Raw genomic sequence first — 16,040 nt, forward strand, 5'->3', positions numbered from 1 at the left:
CATTTATGCGGCACTCTACCCTGAGTGCCGCACATTAAATGAATACCTCTTTTAATAAAAAAAACCGATAGGTGTTGACAGCGAGTTTTATAGGTGTTAATATATCAAAGGTGCTCCTATTAACCTGTTACTTTGGAGGATGCAATCATGTCTTATGAAAAAGTAATGCAGGCAAAGCGATTTATCGTAGGAACAAAGCAAACAGTAAAAGCCATTAAAGGCGGTACTATTTCTGAAGTGCTAGTAGCCAAGGATGCTGAACCTCGTGTGACAGCAAAGGTGATTAGTACAGCACAGGAATTAGGCGTGCCAATTATATATGTAGATTCTATGAAAAAGCTTGGTAAAGCTTGCGGGATCGAAGTAGGTGCTTCTACTGTAGCAATAACTTTTTAAAAACTGTTTTTATAGAAAGATATCTATAAAGACTTTGTTTTTTGTTTCAAAATGAACCACCTGGATGTGTGGGCTTTGAAATAGTAGATGAAGGGAGGAAAAAGAAATGCCTACAATTAATCAATTAGTGCGTAAGCCACGTTCTTCGAAAGAGGAAAAGTCTAAATCACCTGCACTAAACAAAGGTTACAACAGCTTCAAAAAATCACAAACGAACGTATCTTCACCTCAAAAGCGTGGGGTATGTACGCGTGTTGGTACAATGACTCCGAAGAAGCCGAACTCAGCATTACGTAAATATGCTCGTGTACGCTTAACTAACGGAATTGAAGTAACAGCATACATTCCTGGGATTGGTCACAACCTACAAGAGCACAGCGTAGTACTTATTCGCGGTGGTCGTGTAAAGGACTTACCAGGGGTACGTTATCATATCGTTCGTGGTGCACTAGATACAGCTGGTGTAAACAACCGTATGCAAGGTCGTTCTAAATACGGAACTAAGAGACCAAAAGCAGCTAAGAAATAATGATCATTACAAAAAACTAAAATCACACTTCTGTGAAAGGAGGAACAAACATGCCTCGTAAAGGTCCTGTAGCAAAGAGAGACGTATTACCAGATCCGTTATATAACTCAAAGCTAATCACTCGTCTGATCAACAAAATGATGATCGACGGTAAAAGAGGAAAGTCACAAGCTATCCTTTACTCTGCATTCGAACTTATTCGTGAGCGCAGTGGTAAAGAACCAATCGAAGTATTCGATGCAGCACTAAAAAATATCATGCCAGTTCTTGAAGTTAAAGCACGCCGTGTAGGTGGTTCTAACTATCAAGTACCAGTAGAGGTGCGCCCAGATCGCCGTACAACTCTAGGTCTTCGTTGGTTAGTTAACTACTCTCGCCTTCGTGGAGAAAAGACGATGGAAGAGCGTTTAGCTAACGAAATCTTAGATGCAGCGAATAACACTGGTGCATCAGTTAAAAAGCGTGAAGATACTCATAAAATGGCTGAAGCAAACAAAGCATTTGCTCACTATCGTTGGTAGAATTTACTTTTACTCTAATATAAAAATAAACTAAAACACTCATACGAGAAAGGAGAAATACCAATGGCAAGAGAGTTCTCCTTAGCAAATACAAGAAATATCGGTATCATGGCTCATATTGATGCTGGTAAAACAACAACAACTGAGCGTGTACTTTATTACACTGGTCGTATTCATAAGATCGGTGAAACACATGAAGGTGCATCTCAAATGGACTGGATGGAGCAGGAACAAGAGCGCGGAATTACGATTACTTCCGCTGCTACAACTGCTCAATGGAAAGGCCACCGAGTAAACATCATCGATACACCAGGACACGTAGACTTCACAGTTGAAGTAGAACGTTCCCTACGTGTACTTGATGGTGCAGTTGCTGTACTTGATGCACAGTCTGGTGTTGAGCCTCAAACTGAAACAGTTTGGCGCCAAGCAACAACATACGGTGTACCACGTGTTGTATTTGTAAACAAGATGGACAAAATTGGTGCTGATTTCAAGTATTCAATTAAGACAATTCACGATCGCTTACAAGCAAATGCTGCTGCAATTCAACTTCCAATCGGTGCTGAAGATCAATTCTCAGCAATCATTGACCTAGTTGAAATGAATGCAACATTCTATGGTAACGATCTTGGAACGGATATTGAAGTTCGTGAAATCCCTGAAGAGTACCGTGCTGAAGCAGAAGAATACCGTGAAAAGTTAATTGAAGCGGTATCTGAGTTTGATGAAGACTTAATGGAAAAATACCTTGGTGGTGAAGAAATCACTGCTGATGAGCTGAAAGTAGCGATTCGTAAAGGTACTGTTAATGTTGAATTCTATCCGGTAATCTGTGGATCAGCATTTAAAAACAAAGGTGTTCAAAAAATGCTTGACGCTGTAATTGCTTACCTTCCATCTCCATTAGATGTACCTGCAATCAAAGGTACACTTCCTGATAGTGATGAGGTAGTTGAACGTCACTCAAGTGATGAAGAGCCATTCTCAGCTCTAGCGTTCAAAGTTATGACTGACCCTTATGTTGGTAAATTAACGTTCTTCCGTGTATACTCTGGTACATTAAACTCTGGTTCTTACGTTCAAAACTCTACTAAAGGCAAGCGTGAGCGTGTAGGTCGTATCCTACAAATGCATGCTAACAGCCGTGAAGAGATTTCGATGGTATACGCTGGTGACATCGCTGCAGCTGTAGGTCTAAAAGATACTACAACTGGTGATACACTATGTGATGAAAAGAACCTAGTTATCCTAGAGTCAATGGAATTCCCAGAGCCAGTTATTCAATTATCTATCGAGCCTAAATCAAAAGCTGACCAAGATAAGATGACTACTGCTCTTCAAAAGCTTCAAGAAGAGGATCCTACATTCCGTGCGCATACTGACCAGGAAACTGGACAAGTTATCATTGCGGGTATGGGTGAGCTTCACTTAGATATTCTAGTAGACCGTATGCGTCGTGAATTCAAAGTAGAAGCTAATGTTGGTGCTCCTCAGGTTGCTTACCGTGAAACAATCCGTTCTTCTGCTAATGTAGAAGGAAAGTTTGCACGCCAATCTGGTGGACGTGGACAATTCGGACATGTTTGGATTGAATTCTCTCCAAACGAAGAAGGAAAAGGATTTGAATTCGTAAACGGAATCGTTGGTGGTGTTGTTCCTCGTGAATACATCCCAGCTGTACAAGCAGGTCTTGAAGACTCACTTGACAGAGGTATGGTTGCTGGATTCCCTGTTGTAGATATCAAAGCTAGATTATTTGATGGATCTTACCATGATGTTGACTCATCTGAAATGGCGTTTAAGATTGCGGCGTCTATGGCACTTAAAGCTGCAGCTTCTAAGTGTAACCCTGTTATTCTTGAACCTATCATGAGAGTCGAAGTTATCATTCCTGAAGAGTATCTTGGTGATATTATGGGTAACGTAACTTCACGTCGTGGTCGTGTAGAAGGTATGGAAGCACGCGGAAACGCTCAAGTTGTTCGTGCAATGGTTCCACTTTCTGAAATGTTTGGATATGCAACTAGCCTTCGTTCTAGTACGCAAGGTCGTGGAGTATTCTCTATGCATTTTGATCACTATGAAGAGGTTCCAAAATCAATCTCTGAAGAAATCATCAAAAAAAATAAAGGCGAATAATTGATTTTCGCACTTTTTTAAAGTATAACTACTTATGTAAGTGTGGACATTGGTAGGTGCTGGCAACAGCAACCTCTCTGTCCATAAATATACTTAGACTATTTTTTATATATTAAAGGAGGATTTTTCTAATGGGAAAAGCTAAATTTGACCGTTCAAAGCCACACGTTAACATCGGTACAATTGGTCACGTTGACCATGGTAAAACAACTTTAACAGCTGCTATCACTTCTGTACTTGCAAAAGTAGGTGGAGCAGAAGCTCGTGCATATGATCAAATCGATGGAGCTCCAGAAGAGAGAGAGCGTGGTATCACAATCTCTACTGCTCACGTTGAGTACGAAACTGCTAGCCGTCACTATGCACACGTTGACTGCCCAGGTCACGCTGACTACGTTAAGAACATGATCACTGGTGCTGCTCAAATGGACGGCGGTATCCTAGTAGTATCTGCTACTGATGGTCCAATGCCACAAACTCGTGAGCACATCCTACTTTCTCGTCAGGTTGGTGTACCTCACCTTGTAGTATTCATGAACAAGTGTGATATGGTAGATGACGAAGAGCTTCTTGAATTAGTAGAAATGGAAATCCGTGACCTACTTTCTGAGTATGAGTTCCCTGGAGATGACATTCCTGTAATTAAAGGTTCTGCTCTTAAAGCTTTAGAAGGTGAAGCTGAATGGGAAGAGAAAATCAACGAGCTTATGGCTGCTGTTGATGAGTATGTTCCAACACCAGCTCGTGACACTGAAAAGCCATTCATGATGCCAGTTGAGGATGTATTCTCAATCACTGGTCGTGGAACTGTTGCTACTGGACGTGTTGAGCGTGGAGTAGTTAAAGTTGGGGACGTTGTTGAAATCGTTGGTTTCACTGAAGAGCCTAAATCTACTACTGTAACAGGTGTAGAAATGTTCCGTAAGCTTCTTGACTATGCAGAAGCTGGAGACAACATCGGTGCACTACTTCGTGGTGTATCTCGTGAAGAAATCGAGCGTGGACAAGTTTTGGCTAAGCCAAAATCAATCACTCCACACACAAAGTTCAAAGCGGAAGTTTATGTTCTTTCTAAAGAAGAAGGTGGACGTCATACTCCATTCTTCACTAACTACCGTCCACAATTCTATTTCCGTACTTCTGACATTACAGGTATCTGTAATCTTCCAGAAGGCGTAGAAATGGTTATGCCTGGTGACAACATCGAAATGACTGTTGAGCTTATCGCTCCAGTTGCTATCGAAGAAGGTACTAAGTTCTCTATCCGTGAGGGTGGACGTACTGTTGGTGCTGGCGTTGTTGCGTCAATCCAAGAATAATTAATAAATATCAAAAGCAGATGGGTAATCCATCTGCTTTTTTCTATGTCTTTTTTTCTAAAGTCATTGACAATTTGGCTTTGAGTTGATAAATTAAATTAAACCTATCTGTTAAGTTGGAATTAAAAAAATTCATGATATAGATGAAAATGTTAGGAGTGGTAGTTATATGGTGCAAACTAAGTTGACTTTTTCTGAATATGATCATTATTCGTTTCCTAGCTTTGATATAGATAATGAAACAAAAGGTGCGCTTGATACCTTGCGTTGGAGCTACGAACATTATGATGAGAATGAAATTGTATACGCATGTAGTTTTGGGATTGAAGGTATGGTCATGATTGATCTAATTACGAAAGTTAAGCCTGACGCTAAGGTAGTTTTCTTAGATACAGGTCTTCATTTTAAAGAAACGTATGAATTGATTGATAAAGTTAAGGAGCGTTATCCTCAATTGCAAGTAGAATTAAAAAAACCGTCTTTAACTTTAGAGGAACAAGCAGAACAACACGGGGATGAACTTTGGAAAACAACTCCAAATAAATGCTGTGAAATAAGAAAAATTATTCCGTTAAGAGAAGCTTTGTCTGGTGCAACGGCATGGATAAGCGGATTAAGAAGAGAGCAATCAGAAACGAGAAAGAATACTCAGTACTTCAATAAGGATAATAAATTTGAATCGATAAAAGTATGTCCTCTCATTCACTGGACGTGGAAGGATGTATGGAGATACGCACATAAGAATGACCTTCCTTATAATGTTCTTCATGATAATGGGTACCCTAGTATTGGGTGTGCACCATGTACTTCTCCTGCATTTAACGCAGATGATATGAGATCAGGCCGATGGACAGGAACAGGAAAGACAGAATGCGGATTACACCAATAGGAGGGCATTGCCCATGGTTATAACATATACAGCTGTTATCGTTGCTCTCTTTTTGGCAATGAATATTGGTGCAAGTGGTGCTGCAGCTTCCATCTCTATCGCTTACGGTTCAGGTGCTCTTCCAAAGAAGAAAGTGGCTTTGCTTGTTTGTGGAGTGGCGATATTTTTAGGTGCTGTACTTGGTGGTAGTGAAGTTGTTAAAACAATTGGATCAAATATAGTGCCTTCATCAGTACTTGATGAAAAAGTAGTTCTCATTATTCTATCTTCAGCTGCCCTTTCTTTATTTATTGCTAATTTAATGGGCATTCCTTTGTCCACGAGTGAGATTACAGTTGGATCTGTTGTAGGGGTGGGTGTTGCTTTTAAGGCTCTATTTGTTAAGAATATTTTAGTTATAGTTGCTTTCTGGTTTATCATCCCAATTGTTGCATTTACATTGGCACTTATGTGGGGTAGAGGAATTAAGTTACTAGAAAAGAAATTTCCTGCATTAAAAAATGGGAAATATAATAAACCAATCACAATCTTTGTTATTGTTGTTGGGTTTTTTGAAGCTTTTTCAGCTGGAATGAACAATGTAGCAAATGCTGCAGGTCCACTAGTAGGTGCAGGAGTAGTCTCTATTACAACTGGAGTTTGGGTTGGTGGATTATTCATTGCGTTAGGGGCTGTATTCCTCGGAGGAAGAGTACTTCAAACAAACGGGAAAAAAATAACGAGCTTTTCCTTACTTGAAGGTGGGGCGATCTCAAGTACAGGTGCCATGTTGGTAATATTAGCTTCTGTATTTGGTTTGCCGGTACCGTTAACTCAAGTTACTAGTACAGCAATCATTGGAATAGGTTTTGCTCAAAGAGGAAAGTCAATATTTCAACAAAGTATTATCAACAAGATTCTCAAGGTATGGGTTGTATCTCCTATACTATCACTTGTCCTATCTTATGGACTTGTAAAGATCTTTATTGATACTGATATGTATACTGTTGTTGTGTTGTTTAGTGTAAGTATTGCCACTTTAGGTACACTATCCTTGGCAAATACGATAAAGAAAGAGAACCGAACATACTTTGAAAATAGCGGAGGTATTTAACTATGACACTTAGTACGCCACATGGAGGAAAACTTATTAATCTATGGGAGCCTGAATACAAGGTTGAAAGTATCGAGCTTTCTATTGAGTTAGATAAGACAGCATTAAGTGATTTAGAACTTATTGGGAATGGAGCTTATAGTCCAATCACTGGATTTTTCAATAAAAAGGATTATGAATCAGTGGTGAATAACTTACGCTTGGCTGATGGTCATGTATGGAGTATACCGATTACTCTTCCTGTAGACGAGGCAAAAGCTACTACTTTATCAATCGGTGCAGAAGCTAAACTTGTTTTTGAAGGCGAAGTATACGGAGTCATCACTATAAATGACATCTATACTCCGGATAAGGAAGTTGAGGCAAAAGCTGTTTATCAAACAGAGGAACTAGCCCATCCGGGTGTACGAAAGTTATTTGAAAGAAAGAATGTTTACGTAGGTGGACCAATTAAGGTCGTAAAGCGTCTAGAAAGAGAAAGATTTGACGAGTACTATCTGGATCCAGCCGAAACAAGAAGTATTTTCGCTGAATACGGTTGGAAGACAGTTGTAGGTTTCCAAACGAGAAATCCTGTTCATCGTGCACACGAATACATTCAAAAGTCAGCGCTTGAAATCGTTGATGGACTATTCTTAAATCCGTTGGTAGGAGAAACAAAGTCTGATGATATTCCAGCAGATGTAAGAATGAAGAGTTATCAAGTGCTATTAAAGAACTACTATCCAGAAGATCGTGTATATCTTGCTGTATTCCCAGCAGCCATGCGTTATGCGGGCCCTAGAGAAGCTATTTTCCATGCGATGGTTAGAAAAAATTATGGTTGCACGCATTTTATTGTAGGTAGAGATCACGCAGGTGTGGGAAATTACTACGGAACATACGATGCACAAAAGATTTTTGATCAATTCTCAAAAGAGGAACTAGGTCTAACACTTTTATTCTTTGAACATAGCTTTTACTGCAAAAAGTGTGGAAACATGGCATCGACAAAAACTTGCCCACATTCAAAAGAAGATCATGTCATTCTTTCTGGAACAAAGGTAAGAGAAATGCTTCATAATGGTGAAGTGCCACCAAGTGAGTTTAGCCGTAAAGAAGTGGTAGAAGTCCTAATTGAAGGCTTAAAATCTCACAGTGTGAAGGCATAGGTGGAGGAATATTATGAGTACAAATATTACATGGCATGAAGCTTCATTAAACAAAGAACTAAGAAGAAAGCAGTTCGGACATCATAGTTTTGTTCTATGGTTCACGGGCTTATCTGGCTCAGGGAAGTCCACAGTAGCCAATGCTGCTGCTAAGGCACTTTTTGATCAAGGGTTAAATCCTTATGTATTAGATGGAGATAATATTCGCCACGGATTAAATAAGGACCTGGGTTTCTCTGAAGAGGATCGTACAGAAAACATTCGTAGAATTGGAGAAGTATCAAAGCTATTTGTAGATAGTGGTCAGATTGTATTAACGGCATTTATTTCTCCATTTATCAAAGATAGAGAACTTGTGCGTGAGCTACTAGAAGCTGATGAGTTTATTGAAGTATATATTAAGTGCCCAGTAGACGAGTGCGAAAAGAGAGATCCGAAGGGTTTATATGAAAAAGCAAGAAAAGGACTTATTCGTGATTTCACAGGTATCGATTCACCTTATGAAGAACCGGTGAACCCAGAAATCGTAGTAGAGACGGATAAGTATTCTATAGAAGAAAGTGTGGAGCAAATTCTTCAACACTTAAAATCTAAGGGATATATTAAAGAATAAGTATTAGATAGAAGAAAATAAAAGAGCCGGTACAAAGAATCCATCCATGATTCTTTGTACCGGCCTTTTTATTGGCATGTTTCAAAATTGTAATGTTGGAGAGAGTGGAATTATTTCACACAAAGTTTATTGTTCATCCTGGTTGAAATGAGTAAGTGTAACAGCTATAATAGGAAAAGTGTTCGAAACATAAACAAAAAAACATATTTATGTTGCAATTGCTTTATCGTTTCAGTATAATAGACAATGTTGGTCTTTGACTGCGATGAAGTGAAAGGTTGCTGACACACCCGGCCGCTTTGCCATGGCGAGTGTGTGGGAAATTTTCACGGAGAATGTCTATTTTTAATATAGGCGAAAAGGAGGGAAAATAATGGCAAAACAAAAGATTCGTATTCGTTTAAAAGCTTATGATCACAGAATTCTTGATCAATCAGCTGAGAAGATTGTAGAAACTGCAAAGCGTTCTGGTGCGGCTGTATCTGGTCCGATTCCATTACCAACTGAAAAGTCAATTTACACAATCCTTCGTGCGGTTCATAAGTACAAAGATTCTCGTGAACAATTCGAGATGCGTACTCATAAGCGTCTAATCGACATCGTGAATCCAACTCCACAAACAGTTGATTCATTAATGCGTTTAGATTTACCATCTGGTGTAGATATCGAAATCAAACTTTAATGAAATAAAAATAATAAACTTTCAGGAGGTGTGACTTTAATGACCAAAGGAATCTTAGGAAGAAAAATTGGTATGACTCAAGTGTTTGCTGCAAACGGTGATCTTATCCCTGTAACTGTAGTAGAAGCAGCTCCAAACGTTGTTCTTCAAAAGAAAACGTCTGAAACTGATGGATATACTTCAATTCAATTAGGTTTTGAAGACAAGCGTGAAAAGCTTTCTAACAAACCTGAAAGAGGACACGTTGCAAAAGCTAACACTGCTCCTAAGCGCTTCGTTCGTGAATTACGCGACGTAAACGTAGATGAGTATGAGGTTGGTCAAGAAGTCAAAGTAACAATTTTCGCAGAAGGCGAAATCGTAGATGTAACAGGAATTTCAAAGGGTAAAGGTTTCCAAGGTGTTATCAAACGCCACGGACAATCTCGCGGGCCAATGGCACACGGTTCACGTTACCACCGTCGCCCAGGTTCAATGGGTCCTGTAGCTCCAAACCGTGTATTCAAAGGTAAATTATTACCTGGACGTATGGGTGGAGAGCAAATCACTGTACAAAACCTTGAAATCGTAAGAGTAGATGCAGAACGCAACCTACTATTAATTAAAGGTAATGTACCAGGAGCTAGAAAAGCTCTAGTAAAAGTTAAAAGTGCGGTAAAAGCATAAATACTTAAGTCAGAAAGGAGGAAATAAGAATGCCGAAAGTAGCATTGTTAAACCAAACTGGATCACAAGTTGGCGAAATCGAACTTAATGATTCAATCTTTGGTATCGAGCCTAATAACCACGTTCTATTCGAAGCGGTTATTATGCAAAGAGCTTCTTTACGTCAAGGAACTCACAAAACAAAAATTCGCTCTGAAGTAGCTGGCGGTGGACGTAAGCCATGGCGTCAAAAGGGTACTGGTCGTGCTCGTCAAGGTTCAATTCGTTCTCCACAATGGCGCGGAGGTGGTACTGTATTTGGTCCAGTTCCACGTAGCTACAGCTATAAATTACCTAAAAAGGTACGTCGCTTAGCGATTAAATCTGCATTATCTACAAAGGTTTTAGAAGAAAACATTTTAGTACTTGAAAACCTTGCTTTCGAAACTCCAAAAACTAAAGACTTTAAAGGTGTATTAGCAGGATTATCTGTTAATTCAAAAGCACTTATCGTAACTGCTGACCTTGATGAGAACGTAGCATTATCTGCACGTAACATCCCTGGTGTTACTGTTGTATCTGCTAACGGAATTAGCGTATTGGATGTTTTAAATCATGAAAAGTTAATCATGACTAAAGCAGCGGTTGAAAAAGTAGAGGAGGTGCTTGCATAATGGATGCACGCGATATCATTAAGCGCCCCGTTATCACTGAACGTTCTACTGACCTAATGGCTGAAAAGAAATATACTTTTGAAGTTGATGTTAGAGCTAACAAAACTCAAGTTAAAGACGCTGTAGAAGAAATTTTTGGTGTCAAAGTTGATAAAGTTAACGTACAGAACTACAAAGGTAAGTTCAAGCGCATGGGTAAATTCGGAGGCTACACGAACAAGCGTCGTAAAGCAATCGTTAAATTAACAGCTGATAGCAAAGAAATCGAATTATTCGAGGTTTAATTTAGAATAGAAGAAGAGGAGGGAAAAAATTATGGCGATTAAAAAGTATAAACCTACCTCTAACGGTCGTCGCGGTATGACAGTTTCTGATTTTGCTGAAATTACAACAAGCACACCAGAAAAGTCTCTACTTGCTCCTTTAAAAAGAAAAGGTGGACGCAACAACCAAGGTAAGTTAACAGTACGTCATCAAGGTGGCGGCCATAAGCGTCAATATCGTATTATCGATTTTAAACGTAACAAAGATGGCATTCCAGGACGCGTTGCTACAATCGAGTACGATCCAAACCGTTCTGCAAACATCGCATTAATTAACTACGTAGATGGAGAAAAGCGTTATATCTTAGCTCCTAAGAACTTAGTAGTTGGAACAGAAATTATGTCAGGTCCTGAAGCGGATATTAAAGTAGGTAACGCATTACCACTAGCGAATATTCCAGTTGGTACAGTTATCCACAACATCGAGTTAAAACCTGGTAAGGGCGGACAATTAGTACGTTCTGCTGGTACTTCTGCACAGGTTCTTGGTAAAGAAGGTAAGTACGTATTAGTACGTCTAAACTCTGGTGAAGTTCGTATGATTCTTGCAACTTGCCGCGCGACTGTAGGTCAAGTTGGTAACGAGCAACACGAACTAATCAACATTGGTAAAGCTGGACGTTCTCGCTGGTTAGGCAAGCGCCCAACAGTACGTGGTTCTGTAATGAACCCTAACGATCACCCACACGGTGGTGGAGAAGGACGCTCACCAATCGGACGTAAGTCTCCAATGACTCCATGGGGCAAACCAACTCTTGGATTCAAGACTCGTAAGAAAAAGAACAAATCAGATAAATTCATCGTTCGTCGTCGTAAAAAATAACGGGATTGTACTACGGTTCCAGCATAGAACCGTAGAGCAGTCACGAAGGGAGGTTCAGACATGGGTCGCAGCTTAAAAAAAGGACCTTTTGTTGATGAGCATTTAATCACAAAGATCGAAAAGTTAAATGAAACTGAAAGCAAGCAAGTTACTAAAACTTGGTCTCGCCGTTCTACGATCTTCCCGCAATTCATCGGACACACGATTGCTGTATATGATGGTCGTAAACATGTTCCTGTATATGTCACTGAAGACATGGTAGGTCATAAGCTTGGAGAATTCGCTCCAACTCGTACTTACAAAGGTCATGCAAGTGATGACAAGAAAACAAGACGTTAATGAGAGGAGGGCATTCTAATGCAAGCTAAAGCTGTATTAAGAACAGTACGTATTGCTCCTCGTAAAGCTCGTTTAGTCGTAGATTTAATTCGAGGTAAGCAAGTAGGAGAAGCGGTAGCAATCTTAAAGCATACACCAAAAACTGCTTCACCAGTTATTGAAAAATTACTAAACTCTGCAATTGCGAACGCAGAACATAATTATGAAATGGACGTTAACAGCTTAGTAGTATCTCAAGCATTCGTTGACGAAGGACCAACTTTAAAACGTTTCCGTCCTCGTGCAATGGGTCGTGCAAGTGCTATTAACAAGCGTACTAGCCATATTACTATCGTATTAACAGAGAAGAAGGAGGGATAATAGTGGGTCAAAAAGTTAATCCAGTCGGCTTGCGTATTGGTATCATCCGTGATTGGGAATCCAAATGGTTCGCAGGAAAAGACTATGCTGATCTTTTACACGAAGACCTTAAAGTACGTGAGTACATTACAAAGCGTCTAAGCGATGCTTCTGTATCAAAAGTAGAAATCGAGCGTGCAGCTAATCGCATTAACATCACTATCCACACTGCAAAGCCAGGTATGGTTATTGGTAAAGGTGGTACTGAGGTTGAAGCACTTCGTAAAGCTCTTAACTCACTTACTGGCAAGCGTGTACACATCAACATTCTTGAAATCAAAAAAGCAGACATCGACGCTAAGCTTGTAGCGGAAAACATTGCTCGTCAATTAGAAAACCGCGTATCTTTCCGTCGTGCTCAAAAACAAGTTATTCAACGTGCAATGCGCGCTGGTGCAAAAGGTATCAAAACAATGGTATCTGGTCGTCTAGGCGGTGCAGACATCGCTCGTTCGGAGTCTTACAGTGAAGGAACTGTTCCACTTCATACTCTTCGTGCTGACATCGATTACGCTACAGCAGAAGCAGATACAACTTACGGTAAGTTAGGTGTAAAAGTATGGATCTACCGTGGAGAGGTCCTTCCTACTAAGAAGAAATCTGAGGAAGGAGGCAAATAATATGTTAGTCCCTAAACGCGTTAAGTATCGCCGTCAACACCGTGGAAAAATGCGCGGAATGGCTAAGGGTGGTACAGAGGTTAACTTCGGTGAATTCGGTCTACAAGCTATTGAAGCTTCTTGGATTACAAACCGCCAAATTGAAGCTGCTCGTATCGCAATGACACGTTATATGAAACGTGGCGGTAAAGTTTGGATTAAAATATTCCCTCATAAGCCTTATACAGCTAAGCCTCTAGAAGTCCGAATGGGTTCTGGTAAAGGTGCTCCTGAAGGATGGGTAGCAGTTGTTAAGCCTGGGAAAGTAATGTTTGAAGTTGCTGGTGTTTCTGAAGAAATCGCACGTGAAGCATTACGTTTAGCAGCACACAAACTTCCAGTAAAATGTAAGTTTGTAAAACGAGAAGAAATTGGTGGTGAATCAAATGAAAGCTAATGAACTTCGTGACCTTACCACTGCCGAAATAGAACAAAAAGTTAAGTCTTTAAAAGAAGAGCTTTTCAACCTTCGCTTTCAATTGGCGACTGGACAACTTGAAAATACAGCTCGCATTCGTGAAGTACGCAAAGCGATTGCTCGCATGAAAACTGTAGTTCGTGAAAGAGAAATCGGCGTTAACAATCGATAATTGAAGGAGGTTTGCGAAAGATGAGTGAACGCAACCAACGCAAAGTTTACACTGGACGCGTTGTTTCTGACAAAATGGATAAAACCGTTACTGTCTTAGTTGAAACATACAAAAAGCATCCATTATACGGTAAACGCGTTAAGTACTCTAAAAAGTTCAAGGCTCATGATGAGCAGAACGTTGCAAAAATCGGCGATGTTGTTCGTATTATGGAAACACGTCCGCTTTCTGCTACGAAGCGCTTCCGCCTTGTTGAAGTAGTAGAAACAGCAGTAATTATTTAATTATGATCGGAAATAGCTACATCCCGAAGGGAGGTTACACACATGATTCAACAAGAAACACGTTTAAAAGTTGCTGACAATTCAGGTGCTCGTGAAGTACTTACAATTAAAGTTCTTGGTGGTTCAGGCCGCAAGACTGCTAATATTGGTGACATTATCGTTGTTACAGTGAAACAAGCAACACCAGGTGGCGTTGTTAAAAAGGGTGACGTTGTAAAAGCGGTAGTTGTTCGAACTAAAAGCGGCGTTCGTCGTGCAGATGGAACATACATTCGTTTCGATGAGAACGCTTGTGTAATTATCCGTGACGACAAGAGTCCACGCGGAACGCGTATCTTCGGACCTGTTGCTCGTGAACTTCGCGACAGCAACTTCATGAAGATCGTATCATTAGCTCCAGAAGTACTATAATCTTAAAATATATGCCTTTAAGGAGGTGCGAACAGATGCATGTGAAAAAAGGTGACAAAGTTATGGTCATCTCTGGTAAGGATAAAGGCAAAACAGGTGTTATCTTAGCTGCTTTCCCTAAACAAAGCCGTGTGCTAGTTGAAGGTGTGAACATTGTAAAGAAGCACTCTAAGCCATCCCAAGTGAATCCACAAGGTGGAATCATTAACCGAGAGGCACCTATTCATGTATCAAACGTCATGCCTATCGATCCTAAGACTGGTACGCCAACTCGTGTAGGGTTTAAAGAGGTTGACGGTAAAAAAGTACGTGTTGCAAAAAAATCCGGTGAAGTTCTAGATAAATAAGTCTAAAAGAAGGGAGGTACAAAAATGAACCGCCTAAAAGAAAAATATGTTAAAGAAATTACTCCTGCTCTTGTGAGCAAGTTTAACTATAAATCAATTATGCAAGTACCGAAGCTTGAAAAGATCGTTATCAACATGGGTGTTGGTGATGCAGTACAAAACGCGAAAGCACTTGATAACGCGGTAGAAGAACTAGCAGCTATCTCTGGTCAAAAGCCAGTTGTTACTCGTGCAAAGAAATCTATCGCTGGTTTCCGTCTACGTGAAGGAATGCCAATCGGTGCGAAGGTTACTCTTCGTGGAGAGCGTATGTACGAATTCTTCGACAAGTTGGTTTCTGTATCTCTTCCACGTGTACGTGACTTCCGCGGAATTTCTAAAAAGTCTTTCGACGGACGTGGAAACTACACATTAGGTGTAAAAGAACAGTTAATCTTCCCTGAAATTGATTACGATAAAGTAAGTAAAGTTCGTGGTATGGATATTGTTATCGTTACTACAGCTAATACTGATGAAGAAGCTCGTGAACTGTTAACTCAATTTGGAATGCCATTCCAAAAGTAATCGGTAAATAGAGGGAGGCGAAAACGTGGCTAAAAAGTCAATGATTGCGAAACAAAAACGCACGCCTAAATTCAAGGTTCAAGAATACACACGTTGCGAACGTTGCGGACGTCCACATTCTGTATACCGTAAATTTAAGCTTTGCCGTATTTGTTTCCGTGAATTAGCATACAAAGGGCAAATTCCTGGTGTGAAAAAAGCTAGCTGGTAAAACTAGAGTTTGGGAAGGAGGTAAAAAACAATGGTCATGACAGATCCAATTGCAGATTTGCTAACTCGCATCCGTAATGCGAACATGGTTCGTCACGAAAAATTAGAAGTTCCTGCTTCTAACACGAAGAAAGAAATCGCTGAAATCTTAAAGCGTGAAGGCTTCGTGCGTGATGTTGAATATATCGAGGATAACAAGCAAGGAATCATCCGTATCTTCTTAAAGTACGGTTCGAATAACGAACGTGTTATTACTGGTCTTAAGCGTATCAGTAAGCCTGGTCTTCGTGTATATGCAAAAGCTACAGAGGTTCCACGTGTACTTAACGGTCTTGGAATCGCATTAGTATCTACTTCTCAAGGCGTTCTTACTGATAAAGAAGCTCGCGCAAAGCAAGTAGGCGGAGAAGTACTAGCATACGTTTGGTAATAGAGTT

At 40.1% G+C, this 16,040-nt stretch carries 25 protein-coding genes; all 25 read left to right on the forward strand.

Annotation, left to right across the window (positions count from 1 at the left end):
• Positions 1-147 precede the first annotated feature (147 nt).
• A complete protein-coding gene (locus ACVBAX_RS23200) occupies positions 148-396 on the forward strand; it encodes a 50S ribosomal protein L7ae-like protein (protein ID WP_430776950.1) in 249 nt (82 codons plus the stop codon).
• Between the two features lie 106 nt (positions 397-502).
• A complete protein-coding gene (gene rpsL, locus ACVBAX_RS23205) occupies positions 503-925 on the forward strand; it encodes a 30S ribosomal protein S12 (RefSeq protein WP_066058589.1) in 423 nt (140 codons plus the stop codon).
• Positions 926-975: 50 nt separating this feature from the next.
• The gene (gene rpsG / locus ACVBAX_RS23210) at positions 976-1,446 is read left to right on the forward strand and encodes a 30S ribosomal protein S7 (protein ID WP_119706265.1); all 471 of its coding nucleotides are present in this window, start codon (positions 976-978) and stop codon (positions 1,444-1,446) included.
• 63 nt (positions 1,447-1,509) lie between these two features.
• Entirely contained in the window at positions 1,510-3,588 is a 2,079-nt protein-coding gene (gene fusA / locus ACVBAX_RS23215) for an elongation factor G (protein WP_430776951.1), read from the forward strand.
• A gap of 131 nt (positions 3,589-3,719) precedes the next feature.
• The gene (tuf, locus tag ACVBAX_RS23220) at positions 3,720-4,907 is read left to right on the forward strand and encodes an elongation factor Tu (RefSeq protein ID WP_430776952.1); all 1,188 of its coding nucleotides are present in this window, start codon (positions 3,720-3,722) and stop codon (positions 4,905-4,907) included.
• 169 nt (positions 4,908-5,076) lie between these two features.
• On the forward strand, positions 5,077-5,796 hold the full coding sequence (locus tag ACVBAX_RS23225; RefSeq protein ID WP_430776953.1) for a phosphoadenylyl-sulfate reductase: 720 nt from the start codon (positions 5,077-5,079) through the stop codon (positions 5,794-5,796).
• Positions 5,797-5,809: 13 nt separating this feature from the next.
• The gene (locus tag ACVBAX_RS23230) at positions 5,810-6,889 is read left to right on the forward strand and encodes an anion permease (RefSeq protein ID WP_447119191.1); all 1,080 of its coding nucleotides are present in this window, start codon (positions 5,810-5,812) and stop codon (positions 6,887-6,889) included.
• A gap of 2 nt (positions 6,890-6,891) precedes the next feature.
• A complete protein-coding gene (sat, locus tag ACVBAX_RS23235; RefSeq protein WP_447119193.1) occupies positions 6,892-8,040 on the forward strand; it encodes a sulfate adenylyltransferase in 1,149 nt (382 codons plus the stop codon).
• A 13-nt stretch (positions 8,041-8,053) separates the two neighbouring features.
• A complete protein-coding gene (gene cysC / locus ACVBAX_RS23240; protein ID WP_430776956.1) occupies positions 8,054-8,653 on the forward strand; it encodes an adenylyl-sulfate kinase in 600 nt (199 codons plus the stop codon).
• A 373-nt stretch (positions 8,654-9,026) separates the two neighbouring features.
• Positions 9,027-9,335 carry a 30S ribosomal protein S10 gene (gene rpsJ, locus ACVBAX_RS23245; RefSeq protein ID WP_009336571.1) on the forward strand — a complete coding sequence of 103 codons (309 nt, stop codon included), beginning with the start codon at positions 9,027-9,029 and terminating at the stop codon, positions 9,333-9,335.
• Between the two features lie 39 nt (positions 9,336-9,374).
• Positions 9,375-10,001, forward strand: coding sequence for a 50S ribosomal protein L3 (rplC, locus tag ACVBAX_RS23250; protein ID WP_119706272.1), 627 nt, complete (start codon positions 9,375-9,377; stop codon positions 9,999-10,001).
• Between the two features lie 29 nt (positions 10,002-10,030).
• A complete protein-coding gene (rplD, locus tag ACVBAX_RS23255; protein ID WP_447119196.1) occupies positions 10,031-10,654 on the forward strand; it encodes a 50S ribosomal protein L4 in 624 nt (207 codons plus the stop codon).
• A complete protein-coding gene (gene rplW / locus ACVBAX_RS23260) occupies positions 10,654-10,938 on the forward strand; it encodes a 50S ribosomal protein L23 (protein WP_066058561.1) in 285 nt (94 codons plus the stop codon). The genes rplD and rplW overlap by 1 nt, the downstream gene beginning before the upstream one ends.
• A 31-nt stretch (positions 10,939-10,969) precedes the next feature.
• Entirely contained in the window at positions 10,970-11,800 is an 831-nt protein-coding gene (gene rplB / locus ACVBAX_RS23265) for a 50S ribosomal protein L2 (RefSeq protein WP_066058560.1), read from the forward strand.
• A 60-nt stretch (positions 11,801-11,860) separates the two neighbouring features.
• Positions 11,861-12,139, forward strand: a complete 279-nt coding sequence (rpsS, locus tag ACVBAX_RS23270) for a 30S ribosomal protein S19 (protein WP_066058557.1) — start codon at positions 11,861-11,863, stop codon at positions 12,137-12,139.
• 18 nt (positions 12,140-12,157) lie between these two features.
• Positions 12,158-12,499 (forward strand): 50S ribosomal protein L22, encoded by a 342-nt coding sequence (rplV, locus tag ACVBAX_RS23275; RefSeq protein ID WP_119706273.1) that lies wholly within the window; start codon positions 12,158-12,160, stop codon positions 12,497-12,499.
• Between the two features lie 2 nt (positions 12,500-12,501).
• Positions 12,502-13,158 (forward strand): 30S ribosomal protein S3, encoded by a 657-nt coding sequence (rpsC, locus tag ACVBAX_RS23280; RefSeq protein WP_119706274.1) that lies wholly within the window; start codon positions 12,502-12,504, stop codon positions 13,156-13,158.
• Position 13,159: 1 nt separating this feature from the next.
• Positions 13,160-13,594, forward strand: coding sequence for a 50S ribosomal protein L16 (gene rplP / locus ACVBAX_RS23285; RefSeq protein WP_119706275.1), 435 nt, complete (start codon positions 13,160-13,162; stop codon positions 13,592-13,594).
• Positions 13,584-13,787 carry a 50S ribosomal protein L29 gene (gene rpmC / locus ACVBAX_RS23290; protein WP_430776957.1) on the forward strand — a complete coding sequence of 68 codons (204 nt, stop codon included), beginning with the start codon at positions 13,584-13,586 and terminating at the stop codon, positions 13,785-13,787. Before rplP ends, rpmC begins: the two co-directional genes overlap by 11 nt.
• 20 nt (positions 13,788-13,807) lie before the next feature.
• The gene (gene rpsQ / locus ACVBAX_RS23295) at positions 13,808-14,071 is read left to right on the forward strand and encodes a 30S ribosomal protein S17 (protein ID WP_066058542.1); all 264 of its coding nucleotides are present in this window, start codon (positions 13,808-13,810) and stop codon (positions 14,069-14,071) included.
• Between the two features lie 42 nt (positions 14,072-14,113).
• The gene (rplN, locus tag ACVBAX_RS23300) at positions 14,114-14,482 is read left to right on the forward strand and encodes a 50S ribosomal protein L14 (protein WP_066058539.1); all 369 of its coding nucleotides are present in this window, start codon (positions 14,114-14,116) and stop codon (positions 14,480-14,482) included.
• Between the two features lie 35 nt (positions 14,483-14,517).
• Positions 14,518-14,829, forward strand: coding sequence for a 50S ribosomal protein L24 (rplX, locus tag ACVBAX_RS23305; RefSeq protein ID WP_119706277.1), 312 nt, complete (start codon positions 14,518-14,520; stop codon positions 14,827-14,829).
• Between the two features lie 24 nt (positions 14,830-14,853).
• Positions 14,854-15,393, forward strand: coding sequence for a 50S ribosomal protein L5 (rplE, locus tag ACVBAX_RS23310; protein WP_066058530.1), 540 nt, complete (start codon positions 14,854-14,856; stop codon positions 15,391-15,393).
• 25 nt (positions 15,394-15,418) lie between these two features.
• Complete coding sequence (gene rpsN, locus ACVBAX_RS23315; protein ID WP_001085700.1) at positions 15,419-15,604, forward strand: 30S ribosomal protein S14; 186 nt, start codon at positions 15,419-15,421, stop codon at positions 15,602-15,604.
• 30 nt (positions 15,605-15,634) lie between these two features.
• Positions 15,635-16,033 carry a 30S ribosomal protein S8 gene (rpsH, locus tag ACVBAX_RS23320; RefSeq protein WP_066058527.1) on the forward strand — a complete coding sequence of 133 codons (399 nt, stop codon included), beginning with the start codon at positions 15,635-15,637 and terminating at the stop codon, positions 16,031-16,033.
• Positions 16,034-16,040 lie beyond the last annotated feature (7 nt).

Source organism: Robertmurraya sp. GLU-23 (genome assembly GCF_052983275.1).

What these genes read in the sequence shown, in the direction of transcription:
- ACVBAX_RS23200 (WP_430776950.1), top strand. Translation starts at nt 148, where the DNA reads ATGTCTTATGAAAAAGTAATGCAGGCAAAGCGATTTATCGTAGGAACA.
- rpsL (WP_066058589.1), top strand. Translation starts at nt 503, where the DNA reads ATGCCTACAATTAATCAATTAGTGCGTAAGCCACGTTCTTCGAAAGAG.
- rpsG (WP_119706265.1), top strand. Translation starts at nt 976, where the DNA reads ATGCCTCGTAAAGGTCCTGTAGCAAAGAGAGACGTATTACCAGATCCG.
- fusA (WP_430776951.1), top strand. Translation starts at nt 1,510, where the DNA reads ATGGCAAGAGAGTTCTCCTTAGCAAATACAAGAAATATCGGTATCATG.
- tuf (WP_430776952.1), top strand. Translation starts at nt 3,720, where the DNA reads ATGGGAAAAGCTAAATTTGACCGTTCAAAGCCACACGTTAACATCGGT.
- ACVBAX_RS23225 (WP_430776953.1), top strand. Translation starts at nt 5,077, where the DNA reads ATGGTGCAAACTAAGTTGACTTTTTCTGAATATGATCATTATTCGTTT.
- ACVBAX_RS23230 (WP_447119191.1), top strand. Translation starts at nt 5,810, where the DNA reads ATGGTTATAACATATACAGCTGTTATCGTTGCTCTCTTTTTGGCAATG.
- sat (WP_447119193.1), top strand. Translation starts at nt 6,892, where the DNA reads ATGACACTTAGTACGCCACATGGAGGAAAACTTATTAATCTATGGGAG.
- cysC (WP_430776956.1), top strand. Translation starts at nt 8,054, where the DNA reads ATGAGTACAAATATTACATGGCATGAAGCTTCATTAAACAAAGAACTA.
- rpsJ (WP_009336571.1), top strand. Translation starts at nt 9,027, where the DNA reads ATGGCAAAACAAAAGATTCGTATTCGTTTAAAAGCTTATGATCACAGA.
- rplC (WP_119706272.1), top strand. Translation starts at nt 9,375, where the DNA reads ATGACCAAAGGAATCTTAGGAAGAAAAATTGGTATGACTCAAGTGTTT.
- rplD (WP_447119196.1), top strand. Translation starts at nt 10,031, where the DNA reads ATGCCGAAAGTAGCATTGTTAAACCAAACTGGATCACAAGTTGGCGAA.
- rplW (WP_066058561.1), top strand. Translation starts at nt 10,654, where the DNA reads ATGGATGCACGCGATATCATTAAGCGCCCCGTTATCACTGAACGTTCT.
- rplB (WP_066058560.1), top strand. Translation starts at nt 10,970, where the DNA reads ATGGCGATTAAAAAGTATAAACCTACCTCTAACGGTCGTCGCGGTATG.
- rpsS (WP_066058557.1), top strand. Translation starts at nt 11,861, where the DNA reads ATGGGTCGCAGCTTAAAAAAAGGACCTTTTGTTGATGAGCATTTAATC.
- rplV (WP_119706273.1), top strand. Translation starts at nt 12,158, where the DNA reads ATGCAAGCTAAAGCTGTATTAAGAACAGTACGTATTGCTCCTCGTAAA.
- rplP (WP_119706275.1), top strand. Translation starts at nt 13,160, where the DNA reads ATGTTAGTCCCTAAACGCGTTAAGTATCGCCGTCAACACCGTGGAAAA.
- rpmC (WP_430776957.1), top strand. Translation starts at nt 13,584, where the DNA reads ATGAAAGCTAATGAACTTCGTGACCTTACCACTGCCGAAATAGAACAA.
- rpsQ (WP_066058542.1), top strand. Translation starts at nt 13,808, where the DNA reads ATGAGTGAACGCAACCAACGCAAAGTTTACACTGGACGCGTTGTTTCT.
- rplN (WP_066058539.1), top strand. Translation starts at nt 14,114, where the DNA reads ATGATTCAACAAGAAACACGTTTAAAAGTTGCTGACAATTCAGGTGCT.
- rplX (WP_119706277.1), top strand. Translation starts at nt 14,518, where the DNA reads ATGCATGTGAAAAAAGGTGACAAAGTTATGGTCATCTCTGGTAAGGAT.
- rplE (WP_066058530.1), top strand. Translation starts at nt 14,854, where the DNA reads ATGAACCGCCTAAAAGAAAAATATGTTAAAGAAATTACTCCTGCTCTT.
- rpsH (WP_066058527.1), top strand. Translation starts at nt 15,635, where the DNA reads ATGGTCATGACAGATCCAATTGCAGATTTGCTAACTCGCATCCGTAAT.